The organism is Ruegeria sp. CDSB114, assembly GCF_059611025.1.
The window spans coordinates 1,026,950-1,044,842 of the sequence record NZ_JBXWOT010000001.1; the positions used below are offsets into that span (position 1 = coordinate 1,026,950).

The 17,893-nt window shown below is 57.3% G+C and carries 16 protein-coding genes and 1 riboswitch; of the genes, 6 read left to right on the plus strand and 10 right to left on the minus strand.

Annotation, left to right across the window (positions count from 1 at the left end; translation table 11 throughout):
• Positions 1 to 5 precede the first annotated feature (5 nt).
• Positions 6 to 1,208, minus strand: a complete 1,203-nt coding sequence (gene gltS, locus AC2FIP_RS05020; RefSeq protein ID WP_496700704.1) for a sodium/glutamate symporter — start codon at positions 1,206 to 1,208, stop codon at positions 6 to 8.
• A complete protein-coding gene (locus AC2FIP_RS05025; RefSeq protein WP_496749134.1) occupies positions 1,205 to 1,732 on the minus strand; it encodes a DUF6446 family protein in 528 nt (175 codons plus the stop codon). The genes gltS and AC2FIP_RS05025 overlap by 4 nt, the downstream gene beginning before the upstream one ends.
• A gap of 92 nt (positions 1,733 to 1,824) precedes the next feature.
• Here AC2FIP_RS05025 and AC2FIP_RS05030 point away from each other — a divergent pair, with 92 nt between their 5' ends.
• Positions 1,825 to 2,457 carry a MarC family protein gene (locus tag AC2FIP_RS05030; protein ID WP_496785390.1) on the plus strand — a complete coding sequence of 211 codons (633 nt, stop codon included), beginning with the start codon at positions 1,825 to 1,827 and terminating at the stop codon, positions 2,455 to 2,457.
• A gap of 8 nt (positions 2,458 to 2,465) precedes the next feature.
• Here the strand turns inward: AC2FIP_RS05030 and AC2FIP_RS05035 are convergent, their stop codons facing one another.
• On the minus strand, positions 2,466 to 3,395 hold the full coding sequence (locus tag AC2FIP_RS05035; protein ID WP_496785391.1) for a glycine--tRNA ligase subunit alpha: 930 nt from the start codon (positions 3,393 to 3,395) through the stop codon (positions 2,466 to 2,468).
• 204 nt (positions 3,396 to 3,599) lie between these two features.
• Here AC2FIP_RS05035 and AC2FIP_RS05040 point away from each other — a divergent pair, with 204 nt between their 5' ends.
• The gene (locus AC2FIP_RS05040) at positions 3,600 to 5,336 is read left to right on the plus strand and encodes a serine protease (RefSeq protein ID WP_496785392.1); all 1,737 of its coding nucleotides are present in this window, start codon (positions 3,600 to 3,602) and stop codon (positions 5,334 to 5,336) included.
• Positions 5,337 to 5,381: 45 nt separating this feature from the next.
• On the opposite strand, the gene AC2FIP_RS05045 is transcribed toward AC2FIP_RS05040, so the two are convergent.
• From AC2FIP_RS05045 to metZ, 5 genes are all read right to left on the minus strand, one after another.
• Entirely contained in the window at positions 5,382 to 6,965 is a 1,584-nt protein-coding gene (locus AC2FIP_RS05045; RefSeq protein WP_496695029.1) for a thiamine pyrophosphate-binding protein, read from the minus strand.
• Complete coding sequence (locus AC2FIP_RS05050) at positions 6,965 to 8,413, minus strand: TrkH family potassium uptake protein (RefSeq protein ID WP_496678166.1); 1,449 nt, start codon at positions 8,411 to 8,413, stop codon at positions 6,965 to 6,967. Before AC2FIP_RS05050 ends, AC2FIP_RS05045 begins: the two co-directional genes overlap by 1 nt.
• A gap of 50 nt (positions 8,414 to 8,463) precedes the next feature.
• Positions 8,464 to 9,225, minus strand: a complete 762-nt coding sequence (locus AC2FIP_RS05055; RefSeq protein ID WP_496695027.1) for a hypothetical protein — start codon at positions 9,223 to 9,225, stop codon at positions 8,464 to 8,466.
• Between the two features lie 275 nt (positions 9,226 to 9,500).
• Complete coding sequence (gene folE2 / locus AC2FIP_RS05060; protein ID WP_496785394.1) at positions 9,501 to 10,604, minus strand: GTP cyclohydrolase FolE2; 1,104 nt, start codon at positions 10,602 to 10,604, stop codon at positions 9,501 to 9,503.
• A gap of 171 nt (positions 10,605 to 10,775) precedes the next feature.
• Entirely contained in the window at positions 10,776 to 11,966 is a 1,191-nt protein-coding gene (metZ, locus tag AC2FIP_RS05065; RefSeq protein WP_496785395.1) for an O-succinylhomoserine sulfhydrylase, read from the minus strand.
• A gap of 62 nt (positions 11,967 to 12,028) precedes the next feature.
• Positions 12,029 to 12,106, minus strand: a riboswitch (SAM riboswitch).
• Positions 12,107 to 12,238: 132 nt separating this feature from the next.
• On the opposite strand from metZ, the gene AC2FIP_RS05070 reads away from it, so the two are divergent.
• The 3 genes from AC2FIP_RS05070 to AC2FIP_RS05080 all read left to right on the plus strand — a co-directional run bounded on the left by AC2FIP_RS05070 (position 12,239) and on the right by AC2FIP_RS05080 (position 14,483).
• Positions 12,239 to 13,174 carry an alpha/beta hydrolase gene (locus AC2FIP_RS05070; protein ID WP_496785397.1) on the plus strand — a complete coding sequence of 312 codons (936 nt, stop codon included), beginning with the start codon at positions 12,239 to 12,241 and terminating at the stop codon, positions 13,172 to 13,174.
• Between the two features lie 230 nt (positions 13,175 to 13,404).
• Positions 13,405 to 13,728: a 2Fe-2S iron-sulfur cluster-binding protein gene (locus tag AC2FIP_RS05075; protein ID WP_142634548.1), complete on the plus strand. Its 324-nt coding sequence runs from the start codon at positions 13,405 to 13,407 to the stop codon at positions 13,726 to 13,728.
• Positions 13,728 to 14,483, plus strand: coding sequence for an FG-GAP repeat domain-containing protein (locus AC2FIP_RS05080; protein ID WP_496785398.1), 756 nt, complete (start codon positions 13,728 to 13,730; stop codon positions 14,481 to 14,483). The genes AC2FIP_RS05075 and AC2FIP_RS05080 overlap by 1 nt, the downstream gene beginning before the upstream one ends.
• Before the next feature lie 86 nt (positions 14,484 to 14,569).
• Here the strand turns inward: AC2FIP_RS05080 and purD are convergent, their stop codons facing one another.
• Complete coding sequence (gene purD / locus AC2FIP_RS05085) at positions 14,570 to 15,832, minus strand: phosphoribosylamine--glycine ligase (protein WP_496785400.1); 1,263 nt, start codon at positions 15,830 to 15,832, stop codon at positions 14,570 to 14,572.
• 75 nt (positions 15,833 to 15,907) lie between these two features.
• On the opposite strand from purD, the gene xseA reads away from it, so the two are divergent.
• Positions 15,908 to 17,401, plus strand: coding sequence for an exodeoxyribonuclease VII large subunit (xseA, locus tag AC2FIP_RS05090; RefSeq protein WP_496785401.1), 1,494 nt, complete (start codon positions 15,908 to 15,910; stop codon positions 17,399 to 17,401).
• A gap of 12 nt (positions 17,402 to 17,413) precedes the next feature.
• Here xseA and AC2FIP_RS05095 read toward each other — a convergent pair whose 3' ends face one another.
• Positions 17,414 to 17,809: a hypothetical protein gene (locus tag AC2FIP_RS05095; protein WP_496690768.1), complete on the minus strand. Its 396-nt coding sequence runs from the start codon at positions 17,807 to 17,809 to the stop codon at positions 17,414 to 17,416.
• Between the last annotated feature and the right edge of the window lie 84 nt (positions 17,810 to 17,893).

Here is a 17,893-nt window from a genome sequence, read left to right on the forward strand (position 1 = left end):
GGTCCTTAGAAATTGACGATCGTCTGGATGACGATGGCATTAGCGATATCCACAAAAAAGGCGGATACAAGGGGCAGTACGATAAAGGCAATAGGTGAAGGGCCATATCGCTTGGTTACAGCGGTCATATTGGCAATGGCGGTCGGAGTTGCGCCCAGCGCAAACCCACCGAACCCGGCGGCCAGAACTGCAGCGCGATATCCTGACCCCATCACCGGAAACAACACGTAGATAACGAAGATTACCGTAAAGGCGGTTTGTGCCGCCAGTACGACCAAAATGGTCACACCAAGTTCCGCAATCGTCCACAACTGCAGGCTCATCAGCGACATGGCCAGAAAGGTACCCAACGCAAGCTCTGAAACCAGCCCAAGCGCGGATGTGCGGCTGACGGGAACTGCATTTGGCCGCAACCAGCTGCGCAGGTTGCCGATCAAAATGGCAATGATCAGACAAGGTACAAACAGGGGAAGTTTCAGGCCGGCCTCTGCGATCAGGACATTCACGCCATAGCCAATGATAATGGCAAGATGGAGGTACAGCATGACCCGCATCAGACCAAGCGGCGTAATATCAGGATAACGCTGTTCTTCGGTTGCGACACCAACTGTCAGTTCTTCATTGGGGCGGTCGGGGGTCAGAGTATAGCGTTCGACAAGATACTTGGCCACAGGACCACCAACCACCGCGGCCAACACCAGGCCCAATGTCGCCACTGCGACCCCCAACTCGGTCGCGCCTTCCAACCCAGTTACGGCACCAACGTCCGGCGCCCATGCGATGGCGGTTCCATGCCCGCCGATCAGTGCAGCTGATCCGAATAACACTCCGGATTGGGCAGGAAAACCAAATGCAACAGCCCCGACCGCACCAATGCCGTTTTGCATGATGATGGTGATCAATGTCAGAACCAACAGCAAGAACAGAGGTTTGCCGCCGGTAAGCAGATCCAGGAACCGGGCATTCAGGCCGATTGCCGCAAAAAACAGCACCAGCATATAGTCCCGCGTGGCCATCTCAAAATCGAATGAGATGCCTGTGGCCATGTATAATCCCAACATCACCAGCGCTGCGACCAACCCGCCGCTGACCGGTTCGGGTATGTTGAAGCGCTGAAGCAGTTTCACCTGCGTGTTCAACTCCGCCCCCAAAAGATATACAGCCAGACCCAACGTGGCGGCGATCATATCCGGGATGAGATAAGTCATTGCCCCGTTTCCGGTTGCTGCGGGCATTCCTCTCCGACGACCGTGCCGTCATAGGCCTTTTCCCCGCAGTTGTTCAGCGCGTGCCAAACATAGCCTTTTCCATCCTGGGTTACAGCGACGATCCGGTCCACGCCAAAGTGTATATTCTTAGCCCCGATAAAGGCCTGCGCCTGACCGGTCTGCAACGCGTTGGCAATCTTTATGGCATCGTAGCACTCAAACCATCCGGGCGCCGTCAACGGTTCGGGGTCATTGGCGGTCTGATAACCAGCCAGATCTGCTGGCGTCAGGTCAGTTTCAAAGCAGGCGCGGTATCGAATCGGAGAGCTGTCCGCATCAATCGCCTGAAAGTCCGTATAGGCGATGGTCTCGGGCTCATCTGCGCCGATTGCTAGCAAACGGACATCCTGTCCCGGCTTTGAGACCACTTCATAATAAAAGCCGTAAACTTGCAGATAGTACATGGCCCCACCAGCCAGAACAGCCGACCCAAGAAGGAGAATAGCAAGTAGTTTTCCGGTCATCGTTCGAGCATCCTATTCACGTGGCCTCTTTCATTGAGGTCGAAAATGGGCCAGTTTCCAACCTGATACAGGCTGACATTAGGGTAATGAAAATGGACACGACTCTCGCCGCAGGTTTTTTCGGCGCGCTTTTTGCGATCATGAACCCGATCACCAACTTGCCCGTTTTTCTGAGCGTGACTGATGGTCTGACCCCCGCAGATCAACGCAAGGTTGCGGTGAAAACCGTCACCTACTGTCTGATCCTGGGCGGTGCTTTTGCAGCCATTGGCAGCAAGACATTGGGGCTGTTCGGCATCAGCGTCAATGATCTGCGCGTTGCGGGCGGTCTTGTTGTCCTGATGATCGGCCTGAACATGCTGAGCGGCACCGAGAGCACGGCGCATCACGGAACCGAAGGCGAAAAGAAATCTTATCCCGAGCCCGACACCGTCGCCTTTTATCCGTTGGCCTTTCCCATCCTCGTGGGGCCTGGCACAATCACAACGTTGATCCTCTATGCACATCAAATGTCCAAACCTATGGAAGTCATACTCTATGCGGGCGTTTTTCTGGCAGTGCTGTTTTTGCTGTTCGTCACATTCTGGAACGCCGCGGCGCTGTCCAAGCGGCTTTCGGACAACGCTCGGGTGATCATGAGCCGCTTTATGGGTATGATCCTGTCTGCCATCGCAATCAGCATGATCGCGGACGGACTTAAAGTTCTGCTTCCCGGTTTGGCGTAACTGCCGCATCAGACCTCGTACCCTGCGGCATCGGTCTGAACGAAAGCGTCGGCGCATTGCTTTGCCAAGGTCCGCACGCGCCCAATATAGGCCTGCCGTTCCGTCACCGAGATCACGCCACGCGCATCCAACAGGTTAAAGATATGTGATGCCTTGATGCACTGATCATAGGCCGGGTGCGCCATTACGATACGCTTACCGGTTTTTGGATCGTCATGCTCTTGCGCCAGAATATTGGCGCATTCGGACTCGGCCTCTTCGAAATGGCGCAGTAGGACTTCGGTGTTGGCCACGTCAAAGTTCCAGCGGGCATATTCTTCTTCGGTCTGTTTGAATATGTCACCATAGGTCAGCGGGCTGGGTGACTGCGGATCGTTGAAGGGCATGTCCATCACGTGATCAACACCCAGCACATACATCGCCAGCCGCTCCAAACCATAGGTCAATTCACCTGAAACCGGCGCGCAGTCATGGCCTCCGACCTGTTGGAAATAGGTGAACTGGCTGACTTCCATGCCGTCGCACCAAACCTCCCAGCCCAGGCCCCAGGCGCCCAGGGTTGGGCTTTCCCAGTCATCCTCGACAAACCGGATGTCATGCAGGTCCATGTCGACGCCGATTGCCTCAAGGCTGCCCAGATACAACGCCTGCAGGTCCGGCGGGCTAGGCTTGATCAACACCTGATACTGGTAATAGTGCTGCAAGCGATTGGGGTTCTCGCCATAACGCCCATCTGTTGGGCGGCGCGAGGGCTGCACATAAGCTGCGGCCCAGGACTTGGACCCCAAAGCGCGCAAAGTAGTCGCTGGATGGAATGTCCCTGCTCCGACCTCCATGTCATAGGGCTGCAGAATGGCGCAGCCTTTTGACGCCCAATAGGTCTGAAGGCGCAGGATGATCTCCTGAAAAGAGCGCGGTGCGTTGGACTGAACGGTCATCACATTCCCTTTGGACGCCATTGCGCCCTGTTCCGGTGGGTTTTGCCCTTCCTATGCAAGGGGCCAAGGGGCGTCAACGGGACAGTGTGCCCGGGAAGCCACTGAGCGGCCAAACTGGAAATTCCCCGTATTCCAGGCATGGTGTTTCAACCCGCATATCGCGTACTCTTCATCGCAGAAAAACACCGCGGACACAGGCACACAATGAGACGCATATTAACGGTAATTTCAGTTCTTTTCCTTTTCGGCGTGCGGGCATCATTTGCGCAGCAAGACGGAGGTGTTTGGGTCCAGGTCGAGGCGCAGCCTTCGCTGCGTGAAGCCCAGGAACGCGCACAAGCCTATTCTGGCGCGTTGCCAGACGTAAATGGATTTCGCCTGAATTCGGGCTGGTATGCCATTGTGATCGGCCCGTATCTGCGCGGCGATGCCGAGCAAGTTCTGCGGGTGTACCGCGCAGAGGGGCAAATTCCAGCCGACAGCTTTATCGCCTTCTCGAACACACTGGGGCAGCAGTTCTGGCCGGTCAGTGCGAATACTCAGGACCAGGCCGCTGTGACAGCGCCGGTCGCATCTGAACCGGAACAACCAGTGGGCGAGGCAACCCCGCAAATTGCTGATGAAACCAGATCACAGGCGCTGCAAAGCGAACGATTGCTGAGCGCGCAGGAGCGTATGGGCCTTCAAACCGCACTTCAGGCAGCCGGTTTCTACAACTCGACGATTGACGGTGCCTTTGGACAGGGAACGCGTCGCTCGATGGGCGACTGGCAAAGTTTCAACGGATACGAGGCGACCGGGGTTTTGACGACGGCACAGCGCAAGGCCTTGATGGATGACTATAACGCGCCATTAATCAGCGCGGGAATGCAGCTCTACACAGACCCACAGGCAGGTATCGAGATGGCCATGCCGCTGGGTGTTGTTGCATTCGACCGTTACGAGGCCCCCTTCGTGCATTTCAACGGCTCGACCGACCTGAAGGCTCAGGCCCTGCTGATCAGTCAGGATGGCACCAAAGCAACCCTGCGGGCCCTTTTTGAAGTCATGCAGTCGCTGGAAATCGTTCCGCTTGAAGGCCCTCGCCAGCTGCGCGGTGACAGCTTTACGCTGGAAGGTCGCGGCAATGACATTGTATCCTATACCGAGGCCAAGCTGAAAGATGGTCAGATCAAAGGTTTTACCCTGGTCTGGCCCGAAGGGGACGAGGCGCGCCGTACCCGCGTTCTTGCCGCCATGAAAGCGGGCTTTAGCACCACTGATGCGGTTCTTGACGCCGCCGCCGGATCGGACGCTGCGCAAAGCATTGATCTTGTATCCGGCCTGCAGGTTCGCAAACCGCGCCTGTCACGCTCGGGGTTCTTTGCGGATGCCAAAGGCACCGTCCTGACCGTGACCGAGGCGGCAGATAGCTGCTCGCGGATCACGCTGGACGGCGCGCACGAGCTTGAGGTCGCCTCGACCGATCCCAATATCGGCATCGCCGTTCTGCGGCCAAGCCGCGACCTTTCCCCGATCAGCGTGGCCGAGTTCAGCAGCACCAAGCCGCGGATTCAGTCCGAGGTTGCGGTCTCCGGATTCTCGTATCAGGGCGTTTTGGGCGGTCCGACACTGTCATATGGGCAGATCGCCGACCTGCGCGGCCTGAACGGTGAGGATGGCGTGAAGCGTCTGGCGCTGGCCACCCAACCCGGTGATGCAGGAGGCCCCGTGTTTGACGGCAATGGTCAGGTGGTCGGGATGCTTTTGCCGACCCCGACGAATGGGCGGACCCTGCCCGCCTCGGTCAGCCTGTCTGCCAATACAGAGAGCCTGAACAAGGCGCTGAGCAAGGCTGGGCTGGCAGGTCAATCCAGCGCCACCGCCGCCACGCAGGTCTCACCCAATGAGCTTAGCCGCCGGGCAAATGGGATGACTGTTCTGGTACAATGCTGGGATTGAGTTCGTAAAATCGCGCATTAACGCCGCCCATCCGGGCGGCGTTTTTTATTCTGCGCGCCATATGTCCGGAGTGATCCGGATCAATGTCGGCCCCTTAGCGGTAAACGCTTTTCGCACCGCAGACTGCATGTCTTCCAGTGTTGAGGGCGCGGCAGACAAGGCGCCGAATGCCTCGGCCAGTTTGCAAAAGTCAGGGTTACGCGCAACGACAGCATTCGGGGCGATCTGACTGCCCACCATGCTGTCTTCGATCTCTTTCAGCTTGCCATTGTCCCAAAGAATGATCGGCAGGGGCAAACCCAGCTCTACCGCCACGCCCAATTCCATCATCGTGTAGTGAAAGCCATAATCCCCAGCAATCACAGCAGTCGGCCTGCCCGGCCGCGCGATAGCGCCACCTATTCCAGCCGGCAACGCATAGCCCAGCGTGCCAAAGCCGTTCGGGTGGTGCCAATGATAGGGGAAGGGCATTTCCCACACCCCCTTGGCAACATAGGCGAACTGGGTCATGTCCGAATACACCATCACATCCGCTGGCATTGCCTTACGCAAGGCATCCAACACCGGGACAATTCCGGGCCGTTCTGCGTCAATCTCCGCGCGCCATTTACTGCGGGCTTCGGAGACCTCATCCGAGGACCAGCCATTTGCCGGTTTGACATGGTCGATAGACGCCCACATCGCTTGGGCAAAGCTTTCGCCATCCGCCTGCAACTTGACCGATGCCCGATGATGGTCCGACAGGACCTGAGGGTCCAGATCAATGCGGATCATATTGGCCGTATGCCCCAGCGCATCGCGCCACAGATCGACCTCACCCAGCTCGGCTCCGACGACCACCACAAGATCGGCGGAGGCGATGATCTGGGCGCTTTCGGGGCGAGACAAGGCAGCGCCAAAATCCAACGCATAATCCAACCCCACCATTCCACGCCCCGCATAGGTGGTGAAACAGGCCGCTCCGATCTGTGTCAGAATCTGCCGCCACAGGTTTGATCTTGCACCGCCTCCCAGAATGAACAGCGGCCTGCGCGCAATGTTCAGCATCGACAAGACCGGCGCGACGTCCGGCGGCAGAGCCTTTGTCCGCAAACCCGGCTGGTTCGGGAATGGGGCTGGGTCAGCCTGTGCCTTAAGCTGCGAAATCGGCACCTGTATGTGCTTGGGTCTGGGGCGGCTCAGCGCGAACTCTTCGAAAGCACGTTCAACCAGGCCATAGGCGGCCGAAGCTGTACTAGCCTGCAACGACCAGTCCGCGACCGTTTCTCCGGCGGCACGTTGATCCTTCATCTGATGAAGCTGTCCCTGCAGCGCCTGATCATCATCAAGGCAGGAGGACAGCACCAGCATTGGCACCGAATCCGAATACCCCTGCCCCATGGGTGTCATGATGTTGCACAGGCCAGGCCCAGTGATCACATAGGCCACGCCAGGATTGCCGCTTGCACGCGCATATCCGTCCGCCATGAAACCGGCCCCCTGCTCGTGCCGCGCAAGAACATGGGTGATGCCTGCTTCTTCGATCCCGCGATACATCTCTTGATTATGGACGCCGGGGATACCAAAAATCACATCAACACCCCGATCCCGGAGCATGTGCGAAATTTGAGCGCCAAGTGGTCTTTTCATCAACTTCTCCAGAAATGGACTGTGAACAGCGCATAGACCGCGAGCAGTTCAAGCCGACCGACCAGCATCCCCGCAGATAGTAGCCATTTGGCTGTATCGCTGAGCCCGCTGAAATTACCCGCTGGTCCGATCTGATCCCCAAGGCCGGGACCAACATTGGCCAACGCTGTTGCTGCACCCGATACAGAGGTAATGAAATCCAGCCCGGTCAGCGCCAGCGCCCATGCCAGGAAGCCCAAAGACAATACGAAGAACATAAAAAAGCTCATGACCGAAGTCAGGACATCCGTTCCGATGGGACGCCCATCATAGAGAGGCATGAACACCCCATGCGGTGAACGGATACGCCGGATTTGAGTTTTGATGGATGCAAACAGCAGTTGATAGCGGAAAATCTTGATCGAACAGGCAGTTGATCCTGCACACCCTCCGATCAGGCCAATCAGGAAGAACACCATGATCGGAAAACTGCCCCAACCCATATAATCGACGCTGGCATATCCGGTACCTGAAATGATCGATGTGATGTTGAACAGCGATTCCCGCACCGCCTGTTCCCAGTGATGCGGAAAGACAGAGGTCAAAAACACCGCCATGACGGCTACAAGAACCACGATCGTGGCCAAAAACGCCCGAATCTGACTGTCGCGGAACAGGGAGCCGGTGCTGCCATTGGCAAACTGAACATAACGCACAAATGGCAGGGCAGCGAGGATCATGAAAATCGACGCCGCATATTCCGCCGGACCCGAGAAGGTACCGAACGATGCATCATAGTTTGAAAACCCACCGGTCGAGATTGTGGTCATAGAATGAACCACGGCGTCAAAAAAGCTCATGCCAAGACCGGTGTAAACAAGCGCGCAGACCACGGTCAGGAACACGTAGATCAGGGAAATCTGGCCTGCGATTTCTTGCGCCCGCGGCAGGATCTTACCCATGGTTTCGAAACCTTCCGAACGGAAGATCTGCATTCCTCCGACCCGAAGCTCGGGCAGAAAAACCATTGCAACAACGATGATCCCGATACCGCCCAGCCATTGCAGCACACCGCGCCACAAAAGCAAGCCCTGCGGCAGCCCATCGAGCCCGGAAATCACGGTCGATCCCGTGGTCGTAAGGCCAGACATGGCCTCGAAATAGGCATCTACAAAGCGCAACTCGGTTTCCCCAAACAGGAAAGGAATTGCCCCAAATAAAGGCAAAGCCACCCAAACGCCGGTCGTGAGCAGAAAGGTCTGGCGGATCGTCAACCCTTCGCCAACGCCATTTGAGCAGCTCATAGAAAGGACAGCGCCGGTCAGAATGGTAATAACGCTGCTTTCAAGGAAAACATGCCATTCGCCGCGGCCCTCGATAAGGTCCGCAAGCATGGGCAACATCATGGTCGCCCCAAGAATGGCGACCAACAGGCCAATCACATATCCTACCGGGCGCATGTCCGTCATGAGGCGCAGCGTTGGCGCGCCTGCACGACTGTGTCAAGCGGATGTCCCGATTACTTTTCGGTTTTGCTGCTCGAGACGGGCATCACGGGCGGTTTCGAAGGCGCGCGTGACCGGCGTGCAGCTGCCGCCTGTCCCGCCTGAGTCTTCGACGCGGCCGGATTTGCGGGTGCAGGTTTGGCGGTTGCGACCCGATCTGCCTTCACCTTGGACGCTACGGGTTTAACAGCTGCGGTTTTTGCAACAGCAGCGTCGATCGCAGCGGCGGGAGCAGCAGATTTTTCCACTGCAGGCCTAACTGCAGCAGGTTTAGCGGCTTCTACTTTGGGCGTTTCAGATTTGGCAGTTACGGTTTTGGTAACAGCAGGCTTTGCCGTAGCGGCTTTGGGGGCAGCGGGCCTAGCTGCGACTTTTGGGGCTGCGGCTTTTGCCACTGCAGGTCTTGCCGCGGATTTGGTCTGTGCCTTTTTCGCACCCCCCGACGCTCTGGCTTTTGTCACAGGTTTCGCCAGGGCGGGCTTGGGCGATTCGGCCTTTGCCTTGACTTCTGCCTTCTTCTGGACGGCCACTTTGACCTTTGCCGCAGGTTGCGGATCAGCATTGACCACAGGCATCGCCTGAGATTTGAACTCAGGTGCCTTCACGTCAGCAACAGTCTTTTCGGAGGCGACACGCAGGGCCTGAACCTGGGCGAAGGGCAGTTCAATCGCAGAGTTGGTCAGAATTTGCATGATTTTCAAATGGTTGGTCATTGCCTCACCGGCAAATCGAATTGCTGCTGCCTGAAATTCAAATGGCTGGGTAAACGGGTTCATGAGGTTGTTCTCCTGTGAAAGTGATGCAACCCGCGAATGAGTAAAGAACCCTGCCCGCCCTGACTAAACGGGCGGATTACGTTGCCTTGCAGTCCTTGGCGTCGCACGTGCCGGCTTCCTGATTGAGTGAAATGATCACCAGAACAGTGACCACGAGATGGCTGCATTCAAGGATAGTTTACAGCAAGAATTTCGCGCTTGCAGCATTTATTGCTGCAATGCGGCGAAATTTCACCGCACAGGCACTTAATCAAGTTTTTACAAAGATTTAGCACCTATCCGACGTGAAACAATGTCGTAAACAGTCTCGGATCCAGGCTGGAGGACACAAAGGTCGGGCCCTCTGTCAGAACAGAAACGGCATCATGACTGTGCAGGCTTTCTTGATGGCTGGCGATCACGCGGAAATCGCCGATATGATGGTCTGCCAAAAGTTCGGCACAAAACAGGCGTGCCGCGTCTTCGACAAAAATCGGGTTTGCGGCGTTCAGCTCGGCAAAGGCCTGCTCATCTTCACGTTTGACCATGACCTGCGTCTCGGTCGGCACCGCTCTGCGACACAGCGCAATCAGATCTTCGAACCAGAGGCAATCGGCATCGCAATCGACCGCAACCGATATCCGCGCAACCGAGCGCTGCGAATGCGGCGTCGCCAGTTGCCCTCGTGTAGACCGCGCATGCTCGCTGAGCTCCAGAGAACATGGGCACGTCGAGGAATACACATAATCCAGATGCATGATCTTTTGACGCAAGCCATTCTGTTCAACCAGTTCCAGCGCGATATCGTAATATTGATAGCCTTCCAGACCCGAACGCAGGCTTTGGGTCCTGTCCGGGTAAGAGAACCGCATCTGGATACGCGCGTCAAAGCTGTCCAGATCGGTCATATAGTCGTTCAGCGCAGCCTCGATCACCTCAAAGCTGAACGTGCGCTCGGCATGTTTGTAGAACGAACGCATGATACGGGACATGTTGATGCCCTTCTTTTCCGCATCAAGGCTGACAGTGCCAGTCACTGAGGTCTCCAGCGTCAGGTCGTCGCCCTGCTTGCGGTGAAACCGGATCGGCAGGCGGAAATTCGATATGCCAACATGTTGAATCTGTTGCTTCGCCCCACGGATCAGGCTGGAAGGTCCATTCTGAAGGTCAGGCAACGAGGCGCGGTAGGCCTCATCCACAGCAAACCCCTCGGGGTAATGCCGCGACAGGGATGGGTAGTTGACCGGCAGGAGCCCCGGCACAAGGCGCGCGACAGCAGGATCAAGCTGACCGATTTCAGCCTCGGTCGCGTTCTCGGCCCATTTCCGCAGGGTTTTCAACGCTGCCGCGGCCTCATCATTGTTGGGGGCGTCATCAATGTCACGGGGATACACGTTCATCGATCAGGGTTCCTCGGGTTGGTCGCCGGACTATATATATGTTCGACGCGATTTCCAGTCTAATGGTATACGCGCCGAAACACAGCCCGGATCGAAACTTCGTGATGGGCGCACCATGCGCACAAGTCACAAACCGTTTTCGAACCATGCCTAACAGTCCAGCTGACGCCCCTATTGCTGAGAAACGTCCAATGCGCGTTTGATATCGGCAAGAAGATCATCGGCGTCTTCCAGACCTACCGAGAACCGGACGAGGCCCGGAGCAATGCCCAGCTCAACTTTTTGGTCGTCACTCAATCTTTGATGTGTGGTGGTTGCCGGGTGGGTGGCAATCGACTTGGCATCGCCCAGATTGTTCGAAATCACCGGAATCGTCAGGGCGTTAAGGAAGGAAAATGCCGCCTCTTTTCCGCCCTTGATATCCAACGACAGCACTGTCCCGCCTTTGCCGCCAAGCTGCGTTTGTATCAGATCATTCTGCGCATGAGACTTCAGACCGGGGTAAAGCGTCCGCTCCAACGCCGGATGGCCCTCTAGCGCCTCGGCAATCCTCTGGGCGGTTTCGGCCTGTGCGTTGACCCGCAAGGCCATGGTCTCAAGCCCTTTCAACATGATCCATGCGTTGAAGGGGCTAAGCGCGCCTCCGGTGTGTTTCATATAGGGCTCGACCGTACCACGGATGAACTCTTTGGTGCCGATGATGACACCACCCAGGGCGCGGCCCTGCCCGTCAATATGCTTGGTCGCCGAGTAGACAACCACGTCAGCCCCCTGAGCGATCGCGCGCGAGAAAACTGGGGTCGAGAACACATTGTCCACGATGACCGTTGCACCAACCGCATGGGCCAGAAGGGAAACGGCTGAGATGTCGATGACCTCAAGCGTCGGGTTGGACATGGATTCGAAGAAAACCGCTTTGGTATCCGGGCGGATCGCAGCCTCCCATGCGTCAAGATCGGTACCGTCCACAAAGGTCACTTCAACCCCGAACCGGGTCAGCACGTTTTCCAGAATATACAGGCACGACCCGAACAGAGCCTTGGCAGAAACAACGTGGTCACCGGCTTGCAACATCGAAGTCAGTGCCGCATTCACCGCAGCCATTCCAGAGGCGGTGGCAAAAGCGTCTTCGCCCCCTTCCAGAGCCGCGATACGCTGTTCGAACATCGAAACTGTCGGGTTGCCATACCGAGCGTAAATGAACTCATCAGGGCCGGTTTCGATGAACCGCGCCTCGGCCTGCTCGGCCGTATCATAGACAAATCCCTGGGTCAGAAAGATCGCCTCGCTCACTTCGTTGTATTGGCTGCGGCGGGTGCCGCCATGGACGGCTTGTGTGCGCTTGTTCCAGCTCTCGCTCATGTCATTCCTTTCAGCCCCTTGAGGGACGTAAACAAAAAACCCCAGACGCGGCCAAGCGAAAGGGGTCTTTCATCCTGACCTTTTAGCGGTGTTGTTTAGCGTGGCCCGCAATCCGGTAACAAATCGCCACGTGGTGATGCTGAATTACGCCGCGGCTGCAGCATCGTCAACCCCGCCCCCCGCAACGTCGCGCAGCTGTAACAATCCCTTCACCTAGGGGGCATAGGCTGTTGGGATATTGCCGCCACAACATCTTGTATGAGGCAGTGAGAATGCCAATAATCCGGATCAACGCGACCGGCGACACGCTTACGCTGCACAACAGCCCACAGTCCCCCTTCAGCCTGCTATGTCAGACCCGGCACATCCAAGGCCCGGTCATCCTCATGTCACATGGGTACAGATTCCGGCCAGGCCTGGCCACGGCCTGCCCGCACCAACATTTCTTGTCCCTGCCCCGGACATCCTCGCCAACATCTTTCTGCAGCTGGCCGCGGCAACTTGGTTTTGGCACTGGTTTGCAAACCGAGGGGCTGGGCATTGCCTTTGGCTGGAATGCACGGGGCCCGTTTTGGGGTGCCCTCCGCCGGGCGCACGAGGCAGGACGTGTTCTGGCCGAATTGATCCGGGAACTGCGCCATCTGAACCCGCGACGTCCGATCCACTTTATTGGCCACTCGATGGGGACCGAATTGGCGTTTGAAGCCCTGCATCACATCCGACCCGGATCCCTGGGCCGCATCATCTCGTTGACCGGAGCCGCCTATCAGAGTCGCGCGTTAAGAGCGCTGGCCACTCCGGCGGGTAGACGGGCAGAATTCATCAATATTACGAGCCGCGAAAACGATCTGTTTGATTTTCTATACGAATGCCTGATCCCTCCGCCTGAACAAGGCGATCGCAGCATAGGCAGCGGCTTGACGGCCCCGAATGCAATAACGCTGCAACTGGATTGCCCGGACACGCTGAATCATCTGGCGCATCACGCTTTTGCGATCCATGCCTCCAGACGCAGGTTCAGCCGTTGGTCCAGCTACACACGAACTGGTGCGTTGGAAGTTTATCAGGCATTGATACGTAACCCAAACGCCCTGAGCTTGGCCGTCCTGCGCAGTGGCATCCCACCCTTACCCCAGCGCCGATGGTCTCGGCTATTTGCATGGTCAGAACCCTTGGCTTTCAATTCGCTTTCCAGCAAAACCTCATGACCTCGGCAATCGGCGTATTATTGACCCTCGACCTCACAACGGGCAGCCGCTGACTGGCTATGCCAAATCCAGTCGGTAGCTGCGGGTAAAAATACAGCGAGCAGAAGAACGGGAGGGGAACAAAGGCCAAGAATTCCCAGACGCGGCACATCGAGTCGCAAATGAGGCTGGAAACACCTAAATGCCTTGACTAAGGAAGGATCTAACATCGCAAGAGGAAGACGCACGCAATGGCAAAGATCACTTATGTCGAGCATGGCGGTACCGAGCATACTGTCGAGGTCGCCAACGGACTAACCGTCATGGAAGGAGCCCGTGACAACAACATTCCCGGCATCGAAGCGGATTGCGGCGGCGCCTGTGCCTGTTCGACCTGCCATGTCTATATCCACCCCGACTGGGTTGAGAAAATTCCCGGCAAGGATGACATGGAAGAAGACATGCTGGACTTTGCCTATGAGCCCGACCCTGCCCGTTCGCGCCTGACCTGCCAGATCAAAGTCACAGACGAGATGGATGGCCTGATCGTTCAGATGCCGGAAAAACAGATCTGATGCCCTGCAAAGCGCCGCGCCTACCCTACCGAACTTGGCAGGGTCAGGCCCGCGGCGCAGCGCTGACGTTGTGCTTCTGGCTGACGAGCCATGTCCCGCTGGCACTGGCAGAGACCGTCTCAGCCGCTCGTTTCACCGAGCCGACAACACGGTACGCCCACGGAGTTCTGGGTGATAACATCGAATATGGCGCGTTAGAGCTGACTACCCAAAGCGGAAACGTGACCATCCGTCTTCCATCTGATCGCGTATTTGAAGATCTCGCTCCACGGCTTGTGGACGTAGATCAGGACGGGACCTCCGAGACCATTGTCATTGAATCTCAGGATCAAGCGGGCGCTCAGTTGGCCATCTATGATGCCAGAGGGGACAAAATCGCCGCAACTCCGCATATCGGTACCCGCTTTCGATGGCTTGCTCCGGTCGGGGCGGCGGATCTGGATGGGGATGGCAATATCGAGATCGCCTATGTCGACCGCCCTCATCTGGCCAAGACATTACGCATTTGGCGCTTTGTCGACGGCGAATTAATCCAGATTGCCGCTCTACCAAGGCTGACAAATCATCGGATCGGCGAAGATTTCATCACAGGGGGTCTGCGCGACTGTGGCAATGGCCCGGAACTGGTTGTCGCGTCTGCGGACTGGCGCGAAATTGTCAGCATCCGCTTTGACAATGGCTGGGTGCAGCATCTGGTCGCCCCCTTTAGCCCGAAAGCAATGACCTCTGCGCTTAACTGCGTACCCTCGCCCTGACTGCAGCCCGCGTCAGAGGGCTGCCCGGCCCAAGTCCATTGGCGCTGCATCTCTGATGCAGTGGCTGGGCGCGGGAGCCGTCGCGATTACAGCGCCCGCCATCCGATATCCCGGCGAAAGAACCCCTCTGGCCAGTTGATCCCGTCGATCAGCTCATAGGCGCGGTCACGCGCTTCCTGCAGGTTCTGGCCGCGTGCGGTGACATTCAATACCCGGCCACCACTAGAGACGATCTGACCGTCGGATTCTTTGGTTCCTGCGTGAAACACCATATTACGGCTATCTTCAGATACGTCATCCAGCCCTTTGATCACGCTGCCTTTTTGGTAGGCGCCCGGATAACCATTAGCGGCCATGACTACCGTCAAGGCGTGATCATCCGCCCAGTTTACACGCGCCTCGGCCAACCGGCCTTCTGCTGCGGCGTGCATCAGGTCCATCGCCTGCGCGCCCAGGCGCATCATCAGCACCTGACATTCCGGGTCGCCGAAACGCACGTTATATTCAACCAACCGTGGCTGGCCGTCCTTGATCATCAAACCAACATAAAGAACGCCCTGAAACGGCGTACCCCGCCGCTTCATCTCTGCCATGGTGGGGCGCACAATCTCGTTCATCGCGCGCTCTTCGATTACAGCGCTTAACACAGGAGCCGGAGAATACGCGCCCATGCCGCCGGTGTTCAGACCGGTATCGCCCTCGCCTACCCGTTTATGGTCTTGCGCCGTGCCAATGGACAGGATGCTTTCCCCGTCGCACAGCACGAACAGAGATGCCTCTTCACCTTCCATGAACTCTTCGACCACAACTTCGGCACCGGCACCACCAAAGGCTCCGCCAAACATGTCATCGATCGCATCCAAGGCCGTCGCTTCGTCCATCGCAACGATCACACCCTTGCCCGCGGCTAAGCCATCAGCCTTGACGACGATAGGTGCGCCCTTCTTTTTGATAAAGGCTTTGGCTGGCTCGGCCTCGGTAAACCGGGCGTATCCTGCGGTTGGAGCATTGGCGGCGTCGCAGATCTCTTTAGTAAAGCTCTTGGACGCCTCGAGACGTGCAGCCTCGGCCGAGGGGCCAAAAACCAGCACACCGGCCTCGCGCAAACGATCCGCAACCCCCGCAGCCAATGGCGCCTCGGGGCCGACGATCACAAAGTCGATCGCGTTCTCATCCGCAAATCTGACCACCTCACCGCCATTTTCGATGTCCAGTGCCGCACATTCGGCGATCTGGGCAATCCCAGCATTGCCCGGAGCCACAATCAGGCGATCACATTTCGGGTTTTGCATCACCGCCCAGGCCAGGCTGTGTTCGCGCCCACCACTGCCGAGAATGAGGATGTTCATGACTGCTCTCCGATCTGCTTGGCCTCGCCTTCCGCGCGTTCTAAGCTGGCCGGGCATTTGACACAAGGCGCTGAAATGTCCGACCTGCTTGACGACCCCATTCCCGGCCAAAATACCCCAGAATACACTGTTTCCGACATCTCCGGCGAGGTGAAGCGGACGCTGGAAGGCAGTTTCGGCCGAATCCGTGTTCGGGGTGAAGTCGGTCGCGTGTTCAAAGCCAGATCTGGTCATCTGTACTATGACATCAAGGACGACAAGAACGTACTGGCCTGCACCACTTGGAAAGGCCAGGTTGCTGCCCTGTCCGTGGTTCCCGAGGAAGGTCTGGAAGTGGTCGTCACAGGCCGCCTGACCGCTTTTGGAGCGCAGTCCAAATACAATCTGAACGTGGATGAGGTTTCAGTGGCCGGACAGGGTGCCTTGATGGCCCTGCTTGAAAAGCGAAAGAAACAGTTGGAATCCGAGGGCCTGTTCGCACCCGAGCGTAAAAAGCCTCTGCCCTATCTTCCTCAGATCATCGGCGTGGTGACCTCACCCTCGGGCGCGGTGATCCGCGATATCCTGCACCGGTTGCGTGACCGGTTTCCGCGCAAAGTGCTGATCTGGCCTGTCGCCGTACAAGGTTCGAATTGCGCGCCTGAGGTGGCGAACGCGATTACTGGTTTCAACCAACTGACCCCTGGCGGTGCGCTGCCACGACCGGACCTGATCATCGTCGCCCGTGGTGGCGGGTCAATCGAGGACCTCTGGGGGTTCAACGAAGAGATCGTGGCCCGCGCTACGGCGGCATCAGAGATCCCGGTGATCTCGGCCGTTGGGCACGAGACCGACACGACACTGATTGATTTTGTGTCGGACCGCAGGGCCCCAACCCCCACAGCCGCAGCCGAACTTGCGGTGCCTGTCCGCATGGAACTTCTGGCCTGGACCGGAGAGCAAGGCGCGCGCCTGTCCCGTGCAGCCACGGACGCTGTGCAAAGACGGTCGCAACGGTTGCGGGATTTATCCCGCGCATTACCACGCCCAGATAGCTTGTTGAACAACCCGCGACAACGCCTTGATTTAATTGCGGACCGACTGACACCAGCACTTGAGCGCGGCGTACAAAACCGCCGCCTTCAAGTTGTGAAACTGTCCGCCCATCTGCGCCCGTCCACATTACGCTCACTGGTCGGAACCCGACAGGAAACACTGCGCAGCCTTTCGTCGCGCCTGTCTGTCCGGCCGATCCAGCGCGAAATCGACAGCCAACGGCAAAACATCAACCGCCTAGCCGAACGCTTGAGTACAGCGCAAGCCTCGCGTCTGGACCGGATGCGTCAATCCCTAGAAACCGCAGACCGGCTGCGGGAAACGCTCAGCTACAAGGCCACGCTGCAACGTGGATATGCGGTCGTACGCGCCGAAGGGCAAGTACTGACAACCCGTAAACAGGCGGCAAAACACCAATCCTTTGACATTGAATTTGCAGATGGCGAATTGAAGACCGGCCCGTCGACCGCGTCACCGTCAACTTCGAAAAAGCCGCCGAAAAAAGATGCGCCGGATCAGGGGTCGTTGTTCTGACCCCTGCACAGGCTAGACACCGACTTCGGGACCGTAACAGACCATCTCGGCGTCTGTGTCTTCGTTCTCATATAGTTCGGTCATCTCAGGATTTCCCTCGAACTGAGCGATCAGACCGCCGCCAGATTCGGTGAATACCCAACATTGCGGGTCATGCCGGTCTTCATAGACGAAACAGATCTGTCCTTCCTGCTCGTACCAGAGCCCTTCTTTGCAGTTCCCATCCAGAAAAGACCAAATCACGCGGCGATCCGGCAGATAACGCTCGACCCCATAAATCCTGCCTTCAAAGCCATAGAACAGGGTTTTTCCCAGCGTATAGCGGTCAAATTCGGCGCCGGACAGGGATGTGTCGGCACAAACCGCCGGGGCAGCCAACGACAACAGAATCGCAATTCGTTTCAGCATGGGACCATTCTGTCAGATGGCAGGCCGCTAGGCCAATTCCCTTTTCATTCCAACCGGGTGCCTTCACGTCACCGATTGAGTTTT

Bases quoted from the DNA above. Each gene is read 5' to 3' on its own strand.
- AC2FIP_RS05080 (WP_496785398.1), top strand. From the start codon at position 13,728: ATGCCCTGCAAAGCGCCGCGCCTACCCTACCGAACTTGGCAGGGTCAG.
- gltS (WP_496700704.1), bottom strand. From the start codon at position 1,208: ATGACTTATCTCATCCCGGATATGATCGCCGCCACGTTGGGTCTGGCT.
- purD (WP_496785400.1), bottom strand. From the start codon at position 15,832: ATGAACATCCTCATTCTCGGCAGTGGTGGGCGCGAACACAGCCTGGCC.
- AC2FIP_RS05070 (WP_496785397.1), top strand. From the start codon at position 12,239: ATGCCAATAATCCGGATCAACGCGACCGGCGACACGCTTACGCTGCAC.
- AC2FIP_RS05045 (WP_496695029.1), bottom strand. From the start codon at position 6,965: ATGAAAAGACCACTTGGCGCTCAAATTTCGCACATGCTCCGGGATCGG.
- AC2FIP_RS05075 (WP_142634548.1), top strand. From the start codon at position 13,405: ATGGCAAAGATCACTTATGTCGAGCATGGCGGTACCGAGCATACTGTC.
- AC2FIP_RS05035 (WP_496785391.1), bottom strand. From the start codon at position 3,395: ATGACCGTTCAGTCCAACGCACCGCGCTCTTTTCAGGAGATCATCCTG.
- AC2FIP_RS05040 (WP_496785392.1), top strand. From the start codon at position 3,600: ATGAGACGCATATTAACGGTAATTTCAGTTCTTTTCCTTTTCGGCGTG.
- metZ (WP_496785395.1), bottom strand. From the start codon at position 11,966: ATGAGCGAGAGCTGGAACAAGCGCACACAAGCCGTCCATGGCGGCACC.
- AC2FIP_RS05025 (WP_496749134.1), bottom strand. From the start codon at position 1,732: ATGACCGGAAAACTACTTGCTATTCTCCTTCTTGGGTCGGCTGTTCTG.
- AC2FIP_RS05095 (WP_496690768.1), bottom strand. From the start codon at position 17,809: ATGCTGAAACGAATTGCGATTCTGTTGTCGTTGGCTGCCCCGGCGGTT.
- AC2FIP_RS05055 (WP_496695027.1), bottom strand. From the start codon at position 9,225: ATGAACCCGTTTACCCAGCCATTTGAATTTCAGGCAGCAGCAATTCGA.
- folE2 (WP_496785394.1), bottom strand. From the start codon at position 10,604: ATGAACGTGTATCCCCGTGACATTGATGACGCCCCCAACAATGATGAG.
- xseA (WP_496785401.1), top strand. From the start codon at position 15,908: ATGTCCGACCTGCTTGACGACCCCATTCCCGGCCAAAATACCCCAGAA.
- AC2FIP_RS05050 (WP_496678166.1), bottom strand. From the start codon at position 8,413: ATGACGGACATGCGCCCGGTAGGATATGTGATTGGCCTGTTGGTCGCC.
- AC2FIP_RS05030 (WP_496785390.1), top strand. From the start codon at position 1,825: ATGGACACGACTCTCGCCGCAGGTTTTTTCGGCGCGCTTTTTGCGATC.